This is a genomic window from Xenorhabdus sp. KK7.4, assembly GCF_963876465.1.
Taxonomy (GTDB): Bacteria; Pseudomonadota; Gammaproteobacteria; order Enterobacterales; family Enterobacteriaceae; genus Xenorhabdus; species Xenorhabdus stockiae.
Window position 1 is genome coordinate 26833 of record NZ_CAWNQF010000057.1, and the last position, 16858, is coordinate 43690.

Here is a 16858-nt window from a genome sequence, read left to right on the forward strand (position 1 = left end):
ATATAAGTTTCACTTTTTGACACTTTTAAACATTTCTGCTGAAAAAATTGTTAGTACCTTATTTATCAACACGGTTGTGTGGTGACTTAATCGAATTCAACCATACCACTGATACAGTCAACTACATCACCCGAAACCCAGATGCCATCATCATCTGAAGTGATATAAATCCAGCCATCTCGTTCAATACATCGTCCTTGTCTGGCGGTATAATTTGCTGGCAATTTCCCATGTGGTATCAACCACTGAGCAAAAGCTGCATTCAGACTGCCAGTCACCGGATCCTCTTCAGAAATTGAACCACATAAGCCTCTAACTTCCAGACTTACCTGATTTCCTTCAGGATAAATTGCACACAAACCAATCTCATAGTTTTTCAGTGGTGCATAATCAGGTTGTATTTCCAAAAGTTTATCGACAGATTTCAGTAAAATACCAAGCCAGCCGGGACCATTATCTATCCACTGACACAATTCAACATCATCAGCAGTAATACCAAGCCCTTTCAGAATAGTAGCAATTATGTCATCAGCTACATCGCCTGTTCTTGCCAGCGGAGGGGCCATGAATGCCAACCGTCCGTTGAGCTGTTTGATAGTAATTAAACCTGCTTCACATTCCTGAATAACCGTTGCTTTATCTTTCTGACTATTAGTTTTCTGCCATACATAACAAGAACCTAGTGTTGGGTGCCCAGCAAAAGGCAGTTCGCCCGCAGGAGTAAAAATTCTGACCCTGTAATCTGCATCAGGATGAAGTGGTTTAAGTAAGAAAGTGGTTTCACTCAGATTGGTCCATTTAGCAAACTGAGCCATTTGCTGCTCGGTCAGGCTATCTGCACCAACAACTACAGCCAGTGGATTACCCTGTAATTTTTTATCAGAAAAAACATTAACCTGTTCAAATAAAAATTTCATTATTCACTCTATTTTATAATTTAAACCATCAACAAATAAGTCTCTATTTTTATAGCACGGTATAATTTCAATAAAAACACACGTTAAGTTGCGTATTTTTATGATATTCAAAAATAAGATAAAAAAGACTTGATCTCAAGTTAACCTGAGGTTTTAGAGTATGACACACTAATAAATGGAGATAAATAAGGAGAATGATAATGCCATTGGATATAATTACTGCTTATCGTAAATCAAATGCATTATTTACCTTTGTTGACAGTAAAGCACCATTATATTTAAGTACTGAGAAGGGTAAAACAGTGGAACAACTTGCTAGGCTATGCAATGTCTATCAGGATAGGTTTCACAGTTTATTGAATTATATAAAAAAACTTAATATCTTAACAAAAAAAGAGAATAAATTTTATCTTACTGAACAATGGGCATCACTCAATGATCAGAATAGCTTTGAAACACTATATATCAAGTTCGAATTAGATCCCGTATTCTGGAATACTTGGTCACAATACAGTTCATCTTTAAAAAAACCGAATAAAAAATCCGCTTTCGAACTTACTCATCACGAGTCATTTTTTGACTATCTTAATCATGAAAAGAATAAAGATATTAAATTAACTTTTGATAACTTAATGGGAGAAATGACGAATAAAACCAATAATCATATTATTGATTACATTCCTCTAGATAGTATTAAAACATTGATTGATATCGGAGGGGGTGTCGGTAATTTCGTAAAAAACATAAAAGCTCACCATCCACATATTCAGTGTCATGTCATGGATCAATATAATTTCACCAGAAAAGAATCAGAAGGAATTACTTTTATTAATGGCAATTTCTTTTCTGAAATTCCATCCGGCTATGATGCTTATAGCATAAAAAATGTATTGGATGATTGGCCAGATGATCAGGCTATCGATATTTTAAAGAATTGCCATACAGCAATGCGAGATGATTCAGTTTTATATCTTATCGATATAATTAAAGAACCACATGAAGCAACCTCATTTGATTTATACATAGATACCCTTTTGTTAGGGAGAAGACGGTATCAGTCCGACTTTGAATTTATGGTAAAACAAGCTGGGTTATCTATTAAAAATATCTATAATTTGAATTTTTCCACAGAGAATGGAAATTATTATCTTTTTGAAATTAAAAAATAAATTTACTTTTAATACTGCGCTCCAGCCAGGGAGACAGCTCTGATTAAGTTTTTTCATCCCGGAGGAGTAGTAATAAAGATAGTAGTAATAAAGATAGTATTACTATGACCTCCGGCGATTAAAGATTGGTATTTTTTCGCTTAAATGATAATGTGACTGCCATTAAAAACATACAAAGGAGTCATTAGGTGTCATCAATCCAGACAGAGATAATTCCCTTCTAATTAATTTTATTATTAACATACTTGATTAGAAGGGAAAAAGATGAATTACACAAAAATAGATCTTAACACGTGGAATCGTGGAGAGCACTTTGCGTATTATCGCCATAGTGTTAAGTGTAGCTTTAGTCTGACGACGAAAATTGACATTACGGCTCTGTGTTTATCCTTAGCAAAAACACATTATAAATTTTACCCCACTATGATTTATCTGCTCACCAAAGTCGTCAATCAATATCCTGAATTCAGGTTGGCGATGAAAGATGAGGAGTTAATTATTTGGGACAGTGTTGATCCAATTTATACTTTTTTTCATAAAAAAATTGAAACATTTTCTATATTGTGTACGACATTTTCACCTGATTTGCCGCAGTTTATGATGAATTATTGTGCTGATATTGAACGATATGGTGATAATACACGTCTTTATCCACAAACAGAGAAACCGAAAAATCATATTAATATATCCTCAATCCCGTGGATAGGTTTTGATGGTTTCAACCTGAATATATCTGATATCACTGATTATTTTTCCCCTATTTTTACAATGGGGAAATATCAGCAAGAGGGTGGGAAAGTATTGTTACCATTATCGGTACAAGTACATCATGCAGCCTGTGACGGCTATCACATCGCTTTATTTATTAAAAAATTGCAGGCATTGTGTAATGATGCTTTGATGTAAAGAAAAAATATCAGGCCACTATTCAGTGGCCTACTTAAAAAATGAGGCTAATACTAATTGATTTTATCTTAATGGTTATTGACTTTTTATCAAAATTAAATCAATTTGCTATTGCCATTACCCCAGTTACTGAGAATTCGCGTTTAAGCTGAATACTTAAAAAAACAGCATTAAATTAATATCACCCTATTTTTAACTTCTCTGAATTATGAACCCATATTGGAGCAGCATATGCTGATTACCTTAACTGACGTAACCAAGAATAATTATGAAGCAGTTTGCAATTTATCAGTAACTGACGAACAACTTTCTTATGTCGCGGAAAACGTATATTCCATCGCTCAATCAAAATTTTATCCTTCATATCAAACACGTGCTATTTGTCTGAATGGGGAACCCGTTGGTTTTTTTATGTGGGTACCCGATGCCGACAAAAGGATAACAATTTGGCGGTTTATGATAGATCAAAACCATCAAAAGAAAAGTATTGGACGCAAAGCACTAGCGTTAGCAATTGATGAAATCGGGCGTACAGATCAGTTAGAGGAAATAGCAATCTCTTATAATCCTAAGAATATCATTGCAAAGAATCTTTATGCCAGCGTTGGTTTCGTCGAAGTTGGTATGGATGAAGAAGTTGGTGAGATGCTAGCAGTTATCAGGATTTAAGTGCAAATATTAAGATTTCAACTAAGATTGGTTCAATCTACACATAAGGGTTCGGTATGAGCAGATTAATTATCACTTTTATTTATTTAATGCTAACTATTTCTGTGCCATCAGTATATGCAAATACAACTCACGGTGCCAATGGCGGTAATGGACAGAAAGGGGGAGATAGTGACGGTACAGCAGGGATGCCGGGATGTGATGGTGGAACAAACCCATCGGCAGATGGAAAATTTTATCTTCCCGGAACACATCAAGAATGTAACCCCAGTGAGGAAGATGCCAAAAAGGTTAAAAAGCCCGCTAAAGCATAATGGCATATAACTGATCGAAAATTTTATTTATCCCATTCGGAGAAAGAAATGAAAATCATTCGCTATATACTGAATAGTCGGTTGGTAGGATATGTTATAGGAGGAATAGGCGCCATTCTTTTTGGAGTCAGTCACATTCTAACGTTAGAAGAAGCAGAAACATTCAGTAATTCACCACAGAAAAAATAACAATTAAATTTCAAATAGATACTTAATTATTCAGATGGGAGACCTAGTCTCCCTATTTATAGCGCCTCGGAACCCAAAATATCTAACCTATGATCACACGATCGGGTTATGGTAATTTTTAATAAATTAATGAGGTTAAATACCAACAAATGAAAAAAAACACAAGAAGAGCTATTGCAAATATAGTTAGCTTATGCCTTACAATGTTTTTCGTCAATAAATCATCATTATCATTGATATATAATGGTGATAGTAATCACTATTATAATGTAGTGTTAATAGTTATGGCATTTTTTGGGTTTGAGTATGTATGCGATAAATTCATTAAGATCCTTGAGTTTTTTGAAAAAAATAATTGATATAGCGACATATAACAATCTTCATCCGAGGGAGAAGAGATCCTCGGTACCTAAATTATCCCCCTAATTTTTATTTTTTATCTGGACTAATTCTGCTTCTGCGTTATATAAGTTGCCCTTCCTGATACCTTTTAAGGATTTTCAATGAAGAAAACATTGTTATTGCAACAAATGCAGCTCTTCTTGCAGGGAAGGCAGAAAGTGACCTTAAAAGAACTGATGCAAGAGTTTCAGTTATCCCGTAGTAGTGCTTTACGTTACATTTCAGCTTTAGAAGAATTGGGCGTTCCTTTATATTCTGAGCGGGGGAGAAATGGTGGATACGTTGTTGCTCCAACATACCGGTTAGCACCAGTCAGATTTAGCGCGGATGAAATTCATGCAATGTTATTTGCGATTTCAGGTATGCATGTTCTGCAATCCACCCCGTTTAATCTGCAATTTCGTAGTATTTCTGAAAAATTAAAGCAAGTATTGCCTCAGGATGAAAAAGTAAAAGATGAAAAATTACGCAAATGTCTGGGAGTGAGAACTGTCAGACAGCTCAATCCAATTAAACATCTTGATATGTTACTCAATCATATTTTTCAACAGGAAAATCTGGAAGTAATATACTGCGATAAAAAGGTTTTTCTTTACCCCATTGCGATGTGGTTTGAGTCAGGAAAGTGGTTTTTAGCTGTATTTGATTATAAAGCACAAGATTTACGTGTGTTACGCTGCCATTCAATCCAGTCATTTCGCCCAACGGAAGGAACTTTCGTTGCTCCTGAAAATATTCTCTTAACAGATTTCAATCTGTCTAATTTTGAACAATTAAGGCAGAAGCAACAACAATATTATTTTGAAATAACGATAAAAAGATCCGGTATTGACCATTATCATAGCAAATCATTTTCACATATCTCCCTCAAATTAACCGATGATGGAGCACTAATTTCTGGTTATTATCATCAGGAAGAATTGGGTTATCTGCTTGACTATATAAATGGTTTTTCTCGACATCTGATTGATATAAAACCAAAAACATTAAAAATAATGTATATTGATGAAATTCAGGTGCGTTTAAATCAGTTGGAATAAGATGCGATTATATGCGTCACATAAAATAGGTAAATTAAGAAAACCCAAAAGCCTCTTATTAGAGGCTTTTGGGGAAATATTATATTTCTTTGCCTTCATAGTAACCTACATAGCCTTTACCACAATGTGATGCTACCGGCTTTATGCCTTGCAAATGATACTGAATTTTTCCATCTGTGAATACGCTTTCAAAAATGTGATTCTTACGCACTTCATACACAACATATACTGTTCCATTTGTACCAGTATAAGTTCTACCTGAGCTATAACAGTCGTTATAGGTAAAATCTTTATTTGCTGCTGATGCAGTTGCAATTCCGCCAGTTAATGCAAGACCAGCTACCAATGCTCCGCCTACTAATAATTTTTTAAACATAATAAAACCTCTAATTTAACATTATAATAACTTTTTATTTAAATTTATCACTTACCAAATATTCTTTGATAAGATGCGATAAATATAAATCATCATAAGAGGAGTTTACTATTTCAAAAATTGGAAACAGTATATGTTTTTATATTAAATTTGAGATTGGAGTGGTTAAAAAATAGCAAATAAGATTGGGAAATAAAATAACCAAATATAATTATTCATAACAAAATCAAAAAACCCCGTTATATTAACGAGGTTTATTAGCATTCTGAAGTGCTGTAACGATAGGGCTTACCTATGATTTTACACCTTCATATTTTCCAACATAAACATTCATTCCACAAACGTATAATTTTTTAAATCCTTTCAAATGCCATTTGAATCCATCTTCATTGCGCACATCAAGGAAAACAATTCCATCTTTTACTAGGTATTTAGTATATACGCCATTTTTATACTCTATAGGAGATGAGTGGCAATTATTCCAAGGGATATCTGTGCTGTTTGCTGATGCAGTTGCAATTCCGCCAGTTAATAAAATAACTGCAGCCAATGCTCCACCCACGAAGAATTTCTTCAACATAAAAACCTTCCTTTAATTTTTTTCAGTTTATTACTTATCAAATCACATTTTATAATACGCGGTAAATGTAAATGACTAACAGAGGATTTTACCATTTCAAAATTTATAAACGGTGTATGTTTTTATTTTATATTAGAAGTTTGGAATTTTTATGAAGGTTCATTTAAATGAATCAGAAATGGAAATAAAAAATATTTTTTACAACCCCCTTCGAGAAAGGGGGTTTTGGATAGGGTTTTAATTTCTTACACTATTACCAATATACACAGCAGCCCAAGCTGTATTTCCTGCTTTATCTACACAGCTAAACTGAGGCCCCTGATAAAACCATTGTATATCTCCATACAGCGTATTTTTCTGTATAAATCCTTGAGGGAAATTTCGGTTCGGTTTAACAACTACTCGGGCGTAGTTCGGCTTTGTAGAAATATATACAGATTCACTTGGACACAGGTTTTCAGCTGCTGCAGTTGCAATTCCACCGAAAGATGCTGCTGTTAATGCTCCAACTATTAATAATTTTTTTAACATCAAAACATTCCTTTAATGGTTTTCCAGTTTATGGTCTAAGTTTATAATTCATAAAATCACATTTTATAATGAGCGATAAATGTAAGCTATGATCATCGGATTTTACTATTGCAAAATTTAGATACAGTGTGTGTTTTTATATTTTTAATCGTCTAATTGTTAAGTTAATTAATATTTAAACAATAATACCAATTGGTTATGATTAATAATGATTCTAAAAAACCCGTTTTTAAAAACGGGTTTTTTAGAATCATTATTATTTTGTGTAATTCAGCTATTTTCTTCCTTGATAATAAGCTTGATAAGCCGGTCTTCCTGTATGATATTCACACTGCCCAATTTTACCTTTAAAATACCATTTAATTCCAAATCTTTCAAAAGTATTTGCAAAGTTATCTGTAGGATTAACGACAAACATCTGATAAAGATTTCCTTCAATATGCTTTGGTACATTATCAACCTGACATTTATTTAATGCCATAGCATTACCACTTAATAAAAAACCTGTTATCAGTGTCGCTGTTGCTAACAACTTCTTAATCATAAAATTACTCCTATAGTAATATTAAATTTAAGGCGTCGATTAAATTACAATTGATAATGCAAGATAAATCTAAATCATCATTAGGTAGAGTAGCAATTTTAAAATTTATACATTGCCTATACCTTTCGTGCTTAATTATAAAACTAATTCTCATTGTCATGATTTATGATGCATCATAATAACACTATTACTAACGGTAGGTAATTAAATTATCTATCACCTCAATAAGACAAATTGGCTGATATTTATTCTATTTATTTTATGTTGTTATTTGACCATTACTTCCTTAACATATTCATGGCTAGGCTAAAAAATATTAATTTAGTTATTAAGATGTGAGGAATATTATAAAAACAATGGGTGCTGTAATAAATTTTATTCATTCTCCAGAACCGATATCACCTGTTATTAATATGCAAAAACTAACTCGTGTTTATCAACATGAAGAAGAGGGGCAGGTTTCTATTCTGAAAAATATTACCGCACAGATTTATGCAGGTCAGAGTTGCGCTATTGTAGGTTCATCGGGTTCTGGTAAAAGCACTTTGCTCAATATTCTGGGTTTGCTGGATAAACCCACTTCTGGAGAATATTTTCTTTGTGGCGTTGATATGTCATCAGCAGAAGCTGATGTGCGGGCCAGAATGCGCAATAAAGAAATCGGATTTGTATTTCAGAGTTTTCATTTATTAGCCGGAATGACAGCGACAGAAAATGTCGCGTTACCGCTGCTTTATCGGGGCATTTCAGCTTCGCAGGCTCATAAAATTGCCAGAGAAAAATTGGGTTTGGTCGGGCTTTCACATCGAGAAAGCCATTACCCGGCAGATTTATCTGGCGGTCAACGACAACGTGTCGCACTTGCCAGAGCATTAGTCGGAGAGCCTTCATTGCTGCTGGCTGATGAACCTACCGGCAATTTGGATCCGCAAACAGCAGAAGAAACTTTATCGTTACTTTCCACTCTTCACACAGACAATGCGATGACTCTGGTTGTAATAACCCATGATGCGATGGTAGCAAATCATATGCAGCGCGAATTACGTATGAGTGATGGTCAGTTGCATGAGATCAGAGGAATGACAACGCATGCATGATAAAAGCCAGCCTAATAATTATGGCATGTCAGTATTTATGATGTGGCGGGAAGCCTGGCGTAATTTAATGGCTACGGGGAAAAGTTCTTTGCTTGCTTTATCCGGGATTGCGATTGGTTGTGCATCTGTCGTGGCCTTTCTGAATACGGGGCATAATGCGACCATTGCAGCGCTGAAGATGTTCAGCGGGCTGGATATTAATGTGATCACAACCAATTTCTATTCTTACAATCATGGCATTGATAGCGAAGCCATTAAAATAGACGCACTGAAAACGGCTATTCCCGGTCTATCTTCCGCAGCACCCTGGATTTATTATTCTTCTCCTGTGCGTTATAACGGCAAAACAGAACATTTTACCCTGATAGGCTCCACGGCCGCACTTGAGGAAGTTATGTTATTACAATTGCGGCATGGGCGATTTATCTCCGATTATGATCGTCACTCTCCTTATCTGGTTATGGGCAATGATGTCGCCGTTTCTCTCGCGGGAGAAGATACATCCCAAATACTTGGCAAGCAGATTCAGCTTGGTAATTATCTGTATACCGTGATTGGTATTTTTGAAACAAAAGGGCAAAACCCTATTTTTCCTTTTTCTCTGGATTCCGTTGTCGTGGTTCCTCTCGAAGCCATGCGTAAAATATCACAACATGCTCAGCTGAATGGCCTGATTTCCCGTTCAGCCACAATCGCCACAATAGAAGCAGATGCACAAAGTTTGTCTGCGTTTTTTAAGAATAAGTTTCCCGAGGTTGAAATTGACGTTCGCGTTGCTCAGCAGTTGTTACAAGGGCAGACGGAGCAGGGTAAAACCTTTACTTTTATGTTGATCGGGCTGGCTGGTATCTCACTGCTGACTGGCGGAATTGCGATTTCTAATGTGATGTTGATGAATGTTTCTGCCCGGCGAAAAGAAATAGGGTTGCGTATGGCTTTGGGGGCAAGAGCACAGGATATCCGACGCCTGTTTTTGTATGAAGCGGCTGTATTGACTTTTACCGGCGCAATACTTGGTACTTTAGTGGGGATTATCGTTGCCTTCCTTTTTGTCCTTTACTCCGGTTGGTCATTTTCTCTGGCTCCGCTATCCATCCCTTTAGGAATAGGAAGTGCCGTTATAGCGGGGCTTATCTCCGGCTTTTATCCTGCTCATAAAGCCTCACAAATGGAACCTGTACAGGCATTACGCGATGATTAAAAAGTATTTCATTTATGGTGTTCTGACGATGTTTCTCTGTTTTTCCCAGGCAGGAATTTCTGAATCTGATTCCAGTCTGGATCGTAAAAATACCGGAGAAGTCATCGGCCTGTCGTTGAGTGATGCTATATCGCTGGGTTTACGGAATAACTATGCCATTCGTAGTGTTTATCTGGATCGTATCGCTCAGAAGTTTGATTTACGGGTAGCTGAAGACCGGTTCACCCCAAAATTGCAACTGAGCGGGCGTTATATTACGGGTAAAAATCAGGCAGAGAATTTCAGCAAAACCAGTCTGTCTCCTAACGCCACATTACTCACCCCTCTGGGGACACGTTTCACTCTGTCATGGGCGCGTGAGCACAATAAGTCAGGAATAAGCAGCCTTCACAATGATGGCGCAAGTATTACTATGATACAGCCTCTTTTACGAGGAGCCGGAACAGATGTGAATAATGCACCGGTTTTACTGGCAAAACTCCGGGAACAAACTAACCGTCTGAATTTAAAATCAACAATTTCCGAGTCCATTACACAAATTATTCTGGCCTATCACGCGTTACTCCGTGCGCAGGAGCAACAGGCTTTGTCTGCCGCTTCTCTTAAACGTATGCAGAAACTGGTTGAGACGAATAAGGAATTGATTGATGCGGGCCGAATGGCTCAGACAGATATCATACAGACACAGGCAGATCTGGCGATGCAGGAACTCTCAGCAAAAGAGGCTGAAAATAATGTTCATGCAGCAAAACTGACACTCCTGAAGCTACTGGCTCTGAGCCTCAAAACGCCTATCCATGCAACAGATACTCTGAAAGGGACTTATGTCAGGCTGGATGTCGAACAATCAATTAAAAAGGCACAAGCTCAACAGCCGGCTTATCTTACTCAGCTACTTTCTGCAAAAACCGCCGATATTCAGTTATTGCAGGCCAGAGATAACCAACTCTGGGATTTATCACTGGTTGGCGGAACCTCCCAGTATCGTTCCTCTTCTGCTGACACCCGAAACTGGGAAAATTATATCGGTATCCAACTGGATATCCCAATCGGGGATATGACAAAACAACAAGCGGAAGTTCAGGCCAGAGTCGATGTTCAGAAGCAGGCATTATATCTGGAAGAAGCCAGAATCAATCTGGAGCAGAGAGTAACGAATGCCATCCGTGATACTGAATCACGCTGGCAGGAATATCAGCTGGCCATAAAGGCCAGTTCACTTTCGCAACAAAAACTTGAAATCGAAAAGGAAAAATTACAGGCGGGGCGATCCAGTAACTTTCAGGTACTGAGTTTTGAAACTGACCTGAGAAATGCGGAAAATGCCCGCCTGAATACGCTTATCCAGTACCTTAATGCTCAGGCTGAACTGGATCAAATTCTGGGTACAACACTGGAAAGCTGGGAGATAACGATTAATGAATAAACACTCAGTTTTTAACTACTCCATGATTAGGCGTTATCGGTGGGTCATCACGGGTGTGCTGGCGGCTATCGTCTGTTTTTGGGCTTTATTTTCTTCAGGGGGGTTATCCTCAGAAAAATCTCCCGCTCAAGACGCTGTACAGTGGATTGCTATAAATCCCTCTCCGATAGAAAAACGACTGGACTTGGTAGGTAAACTTCAGTCCGGACGCCTTGAAACTATCCCTGCGCCATTTGAGGGGATTATCCAACAGGTTCTGGTTAAAGAAGGGCAGCAGGTTTCCCCAAACCAGACCTTAGTCACGCTTGATACCCGAAAAATTGAAATAGAAATTCGACAGGCTCAGGTGGAAATGATTAAAGCCTCCTCTGCGGTTGAAGAATTACGGGACTGGGAAAACAGTCAGGAAGTCATTCGGGCCAGAAGGAACGTCGAAAACGCGAACCACATGGTAATGGAGCTTAAAAATAATCTGGCAAAAACACAGGCGCTTTTTTCACGGGGAATTGTCCCGAGAATGGAAGTTGAAAACCTTGAACAACAACTTCGTCGGCAACTGACGGAACTTGCTTCAGCGAAGGATGATCTTATATCTACCCGACAAAAAGGCAGTGTCAGTCATGTACAAGTGGCAGAAATGGAGCTTAAAAATGCCACAAGCCGTTATCAGGCGTTACAGGAACAATACGTAAATAAGGAAATAAAAGCACCATTTTCTGGTGTCATCCTCAAGGCACAGCAGGGAGAAAAGGGCAAATCATTCGCAATTCAGACAGGTGTGCGGGTCACAGAAGGCATGCCTTTGCTGGAAATTATGGATACAACTCAGTTTCAGGTATTAGCGCAAGTTGAAGAAGCGGATCTCGTCAAACTAAAGGAAGGGCTACCTGTCAAAATCAGCGGCGAAGGGTTTTCTGGCTATTCTATGGATGGAAAAATTGAAACTATCGCTATGCAAAGCTCAGGCAACGATCAGCCCGGAACAGCAGTTTATTATGATGTTGTGATCAAAGTGACATCACCTATAAACACGAATTATCTCATCAGGCCCGGTATGAGCGCTAAAGTCAGTATCGTTATTTATCACAATGAACAGGGAGTGGTGATACCCGAAAAAGCACTGTCACGCGACAATGATGGGAATTTGAGCGTAAACTGGCGCCCGGATTTAAAAAGTCAGGCAACTTCCCGCCAGATAACGGTCGGTGAGGCTATGCCGGAAGGATTAGAAATTCATGGGCTGGAAAAAGGATTTATTGCATTGTCTCCCTGAAAAATGAAGCTCATTAGTATAAACAGCCCGTTATTGGGCTGTAATATATAGACAGATACGGGGATAATTAGTTATCCCATTGAGGGGCTAAACCTTCCGGATCAGCGATTCGCTCATTACGTTCAAGGGTGGCTATAGCAGCCATATCTTCTGCATCAAGTTTTAGCGCCGTCGCTTTCAGGTTATTTTGTAAATTTTCACGTTTAGTTGAAGATGGGATTACGCTATAACCTAATTCCATTGCCCATGCCAGACTAACCTGAACGGGGCTCGCCTGATGTTTTGCTGCGATACGTCCGATAACCTCATCCTGAAGCACTTTGCCATACGCAAGGGTCATATAAGAAGTGATGTGGATTCCGTGCTCTTTCGCCCAGTCGGTTACATAACGGTTTTGCAAATAGGGGGAAACTTCAATCTGGTTAGTTGCGATATTTTTGGCACCTACCGCATCAATAGCCTGTTGCATCAGAGCAACGGTAAAGTTTGAAACGCCAATTTCGCGTGTCAGGCCCATTTTTTTCGCTTCCAGTAACGCACTCATTGTTTCTTCAAGACTAACCGCATTATTTGGCGACGGCCAATGAATTAATGTCAGGTCAACATAATCCGTGCCTAATTTAGCGAGACTTTTTTTGAGGCTCGGTATCACTTTCTCTGCACCCATATTATCAGTCCAGATTTTAGTCGTGATATAGATATCCTCACGGGCTACGCCACTTTCTTTAATGGCCTGACCCACTGCTGCTTCATTCTCATAAATTTGTGCGGTATCAATCGCTCGATACCCTAATTCAATAGCATTTTTTACTGATGCAATAACAACATCATCTTTCAGACGAAAAGTACCTAATCCAAATGCGGGAACAGACATAATCAACCTCGTATAGTATTTGATATTTGTGATTACGGGTTAAATTATCCCTTAAAAAGAGAATTATTCATAAATTTTTCTCAATTAATTTTTTAATTAGAAAAAATATAATTTTTTGAAATGCGTCGCAAAAAAAGGATGAAAAGCATAAAGCATCGTAGAGGTGCTTGTATTCGAAAGAGACAACGTTCATGATTAAAATAATCACATAAAGTGATAGTTTTAACATGTTATCGAATTAATTAATAAAATTATCCCATCGCCTTGTAGGGGGTTGCATGTTGTCTCATTTCCTAAAACAGGTCCAGAATTATCCGGAAAAAATCGCTATTTTCACACCTGAAAAAGAACTTAGTTATCGAACTCTTAAGTTGCATTCAGCGACAATCGCAGGCTCTCTGCGATCTCTCGGAATAACCCATGAAGTGCCTGTTGCCATCTTGTTGCCTCCTGGCATAGAACAAATTACGAGTCAGATTGCTATTCTGATGGCTGGTGGAAGCTGTGTACCTCTTGATCCAAATGTCCCTCCGGCACGCTTAAACGATATGCTGGAAGATCTGGCTGTGAAGTGGACGATTACCGATTCTCCAGAGAAATTTTCCCAGTTAAAAACAACATTCGTTTCATTTTCTAATTTGCTTGCAGCGGGAGAGGAGTTAGCTGATACCGATATTGCGTGTCTGGCCCCAACTCATCGAACTCATGTACTTTTTACCTCTGGTACAACCGGTAAACCCAAAGGGGTACAGGTTGAGAGTAAAGGCATCATGCGAGTGATTGTCGATGCGGGATATATAAATATCACTCCGGAAGACCGCATAGCCTGTACCTGCAACTCCACATTCGACATATCATTGTTTGAGGTCTGGGGAACGCTGCTCAATGGTGCAACAGCTTTCATTCCTCCCAAAAAAGATGTGCTGGACATCGAATATTTTCAGTCTGAACTGACGAACCAAGAAATTTCTATTGTTTTTGTTGCGGCAACACTTTTCAATCTGATAGCAAAAACATACCCTCAGGCATTCCGTGAAATTCGCTATCTTGTGATAGGGGCAGAAGCGCTCAATGCTCACACGGTGAAACTTGTTCTGGAAGCAGGCGCGCCGCCCCAGCATATTCTTAATGGATATGGCCCAACTGAAAGTACCATATTTGCGCTTTCACACGATATCAGGCTGGAAGATCTGGTGGATGGTAGCGTTCCTATCGGAAGCCCCATAAACCATACCTGTGCATTTGTTTTAGACGATAATATGAAACCTCTGGCACCCGGCAATTTGGGGCAGCTCTATCTCGGTGGAGAGGGGCTTTCACGAGGTTACTGGAACCGGGATGAGCTGAATGCTGATCGCTTCGTGCATGTTTCTATTCCCGGATATCCCCAGCCAATACGGCTTTATAAAACGGGCGATCTCAGCTGGCAGCGTGACGATGGTGTCTTTATGTACTCTGGCCGTATGGACAGTCAGGTGAAATTACGTGGTCATCGTATCGAGCTGGAAGAAATAGAAGTTCGTCTTCTGGAAAGTAAAGAAGTCCGACTGACCAAAGTTTGTGCTGTGAAACACGAAGATCACGAAGGTGAAGACGATTTTCTTGCCGCTTTTGTTGTACCGCTTTCACCCGAAACGTTCGATAAAGAACGGATTATACATGAACTGGAGGAATATCTTCCTGCATATATGCTGCCCCGTATTTTCGTCATCGAAGATATTCCGACGACACCGCACGGAAAAGCAGACCATCGTAAATTAATGGCTTTGCTGGAAAAACCGGCACCATCAGAGGAACGTCCGGCAGGTTTTAATGATACCGAGTATGCAGTATTTCGTATCTGGAGCAAGATCCTGAATCATAGCGAGATTTCCCTTGATGATAATTTCTTTCAGATAGGAGGAAGTTCCTTGCAAGCCGCGCGCCTTGTGATTGAACTTGCCCGCCAATTCAACCAGCATTTTATGGTACAGACCCTTTACGAAGTACCAAACCTTCGACAGCTTGCCAAAATTATTTCACAAGGAAACACGCTTCCTATATTGGATGATGAAGTTAAGGAATGGCTATACGATGGGCAACTTCCAGCAGATATCAAACCATTACCTGAAGCACCTCAAAACTGGGCAGAGCTTGCCAGTCCCACCATTTTTCTGACGGGTGTGACCGGTTTTCTTGGGGCATTTTTCTTACGTGAACTGCTCACCTTCAAGAAGATAAAAGGGAATATAAAAAATATAATTTGTCTCGTTCGGGCAAAAGACAACGATACGGCATTTCAACGTATTGAAAGTACGCTCTCCAAGTACGGATTATGGGAACCTTCGTTTGCAGGACGTATTAAAGCTATCGCGGGTGACTTATCCCAATCAAAATTAGGGTTAAGTGACAAACTCCACCATGAATTGGCTAATACATGTGATGTGGTTTTTCATCTGGCAGCGAATGTTAACTATATTCATCCTTATCGCATCCAGCGAGCCTCTAACATTGAAAGCACACTGAACATTCTTCGTTTTGCCACACAAGGTCAAGCCAAAGCGGTGCATTACGCTTCAACGATAGCCGTATTTGGTCCGGTGGGATTATTGAACGCGAGACCTCGGGTTTACGAGAATGATAGCCTTATACCTTATATTGAAGGTCTTAAATACGATATCGGCTACGCACAAAGCAAGTGGGTTGTTGAACAACTGATGTTGCAGGCACGGGAACTAGGTATCCCATTATCTGTCTATCGGCCTGGTTTTATTATGGGGGATAGTGTTCGCGGTGTCGGTAACCCGAATGATTTTGTTGCGCGCCTGATAATGGGATGTATTGCTATCGGAGCCTGCCCGAAATTACCACTACAGTGGAAAGAATTTGTTCCTGTTGACTATGTCAGTGCTGCGCTCTTAACTATCGCTGCGGATACAAAGAATCTGGGACAGGTTTACCACCTTGTTCCTCCGGAAAGAGAACAATCCGTTAGTGTTGATAAGTTCTTTCATCTTCTGGAAGAATGTCACGGTTCTCCGCTGCAATCACTTCCTTATAATGAGTGGGTCTCCAAACTAACTTCTGACCCTCACTTGCACGACAACGCGCTGTTACCCTTATTGCCGATGCTTTCTGAGCGTGTCTATCAGCAGTTAACACGCTGGGAAGTCAGCGAAAATATGCCAATTTACGACTCCAGAAATACCAGCCTGGCATTGGCTAATGCAGGACATTCGGTGCATTTCACCCCGATGGGAAAAGAGCTACTCTCAAAATATCTTACTTATTATCTTCCCAACTAACATTTTTCTGATGAAGCATAAACGGGGCTATATAACACAGCCCCGTTCAGCGTTTTAACTTGAAAA

16 protein-coding genes are annotated in these 16858 nt (G+C 39.0%); 10 read left to right on the forward strand and 6 right to left on the reverse strand.

All coding sequences use genetic code 11. From position 1 onward, the window contains the following. Positions 1–86 precede the first annotated feature (86 nt). Positions 87–917 (reverse strand): PhzF family phenazine biosynthesis protein, encoded by an 831-nt coding sequence (locus AACS90_RS05730; protein ID WP_099122061.1) that lies wholly within the window; start codon positions 915–917, stop codon positions 87–89. Between the two features lie 200 nt (positions 918–1117). On the opposite strand from AACS90_RS05730, the gene AACS90_RS05735 reads away from it, so the two are divergent. The 5 genes from AACS90_RS05735 to AACS90_RS05755 all read left to right on the forward strand — a co-directional run bounded on the left by AACS90_RS05735 (position 1118) and on the right by AACS90_RS05755 (position 5606). Next, the gene (locus AACS90_RS05735; RefSeq protein ID WP_193757199.1) at positions 1118–2086 is read left to right on the forward strand and encodes a methyltransferase; all 969 of its coding nucleotides are present in this window, start codon (positions 1118–1120) and stop codon (positions 2084–2086) included. Positions 2087–2350: 264 nt separating this feature from the next. After that, positions 2351–2992: a type A chloramphenicol O-acetyltransferase gene (gene catA / locus AACS90_RS05740; protein ID WP_099122063.1), complete on the forward strand. Its 642-nt coding sequence runs from the start codon at positions 2351–2353 to the stop codon at positions 2990–2992. Positions 2993–3223: 231 nt separating this feature from the next. After that, a complete protein-coding gene (locus AACS90_RS05745; RefSeq protein ID WP_099122064.1) occupies positions 3224–3661 on the forward strand; it encodes a GNAT family N-acetyltransferase in 438 nt (145 codons plus the stop codon). Positions 3662–3717: 56 nt separating this feature from the next. Then, on the forward strand, positions 3718–3975 hold the full coding sequence (locus AACS90_RS05750) for a hypothetical protein (protein WP_099122065.1): 258 nt from the start codon (positions 3718–3720) through the stop codon (positions 3973–3975). 692 nt (positions 3976–4667) lie between these two features. Then, positions 4668–5606: a helix-turn-helix transcriptional regulator gene (locus AACS90_RS05755; RefSeq protein ID WP_099122066.1), complete on the forward strand. Its 939-nt coding sequence runs from the start codon at positions 4668–4670 to the stop codon at positions 5604–5606. A 79-nt stretch (positions 5607–5685) separates the two neighbouring features. Here AACS90_RS05755 and AACS90_RS05760 read toward each other — a convergent pair whose 3' ends face one another. The 4 genes from AACS90_RS05760 to AACS90_RS05775 form a co-directional block, all read right to left on the reverse strand. Further along, positions 5686–5982 carry a hypothetical protein gene (locus AACS90_RS05760; protein ID WP_099122067.1) on the reverse strand — a complete coding sequence of 99 codons (297 nt, stop codon included), beginning with the start codon at positions 5980–5982 and terminating at the stop codon, positions 5686–5688. Positions 5983–6274: 292 nt separating this feature from the next. After that, complete coding sequence (locus AACS90_RS05765) at positions 6275–6562, reverse strand: hypothetical protein (protein ID WP_099122068.1); 288 nt, start codon at positions 6560–6562, stop codon at positions 6275–6277. Between the two features lie 237 nt (positions 6563–6799). Continuing rightward, positions 6800–7093 carry a hypothetical protein gene (locus AACS90_RS05770; protein ID WP_099122069.1) on the reverse strand — a complete coding sequence of 98 codons (294 nt, stop codon included), beginning with the start codon at positions 7091–7093 and terminating at the stop codon, positions 6800–6802. Positions 7094–7367: 274 nt separating this feature from the next. Next, positions 7368–7637, reverse strand: coding sequence for an LCI fold-containing protein (locus tag AACS90_RS05775; protein WP_099122070.1), 270 nt, complete (start codon positions 7635–7637; stop codon positions 7368–7370). Between the two features lie 413 nt (positions 7638–8050). Between AACS90_RS05775 and AACS90_RS05780 the strand changes: the two genes are divergently transcribed. Genes AACS90_RS05780 through AACS90_RS05795 form a run of 4 tightly spaced genes read left to right on the forward strand, consistent with a single transcriptional unit; the run spans position 8051 to position 12634 of the window. Continuing rightward, positions 8051–8734, forward strand: a complete 684-nt coding sequence (locus AACS90_RS05780) for an ABC transporter ATP-binding protein (protein ID WP_241538244.1) — start codon at positions 8051–8053, stop codon at positions 8732–8734. After that, complete coding sequence (locus AACS90_RS05785; RefSeq protein ID WP_099122072.1) at positions 8727–9935, forward strand: ABC transporter permease; 1209 nt, start codon at positions 8727–8729, stop codon at positions 9933–9935. Before AACS90_RS05780 ends, AACS90_RS05785 begins: the two co-directional genes overlap by 8 nt. Continuing rightward, complete coding sequence (locus AACS90_RS05790) at positions 9928–11361, forward strand: TolC family protein (RefSeq protein WP_099122073.1); 1434 nt, start codon at positions 9928–9930, stop codon at positions 11359–11361. The genes AACS90_RS05785 and AACS90_RS05790 overlap by 8 nt, the downstream gene beginning before the upstream one ends. Further along, entirely contained in the window at positions 11354–12634 is a 1281-nt protein-coding gene (locus AACS90_RS05795) for an HlyD family secretion protein (RefSeq protein ID WP_099122074.1), read from the forward strand. Before AACS90_RS05790 ends, AACS90_RS05795 begins: the two co-directional genes overlap by 8 nt. Positions 12635–12701: 67 nt before the next feature. Here AACS90_RS05795 and dkgB read toward each other — a convergent pair whose 3' ends face one another. Beyond that, complete coding sequence (gene dkgB / locus AACS90_RS05800) at positions 12702–13508, reverse strand: 2,5-didehydrogluconate reductase DkgB (protein WP_099122075.1); 807 nt, start codon at positions 13506–13508, stop codon at positions 12702–12704. A 278-nt stretch (positions 13509–13786) separates the two neighbouring features. Here dkgB and AACS90_RS05805 point away from each other — a divergent pair, with 278 nt between their 5' ends. Beyond that, positions 13787–16792 (forward strand): non-ribosomal peptide synthetase, encoded by a 3006-nt coding sequence (locus tag AACS90_RS05805; RefSeq protein WP_099122076.1) that lies wholly within the window; start codon positions 13787–13789, stop codon positions 16790–16792. Positions 16793–16858: the final 66 nt, after the last annotated feature.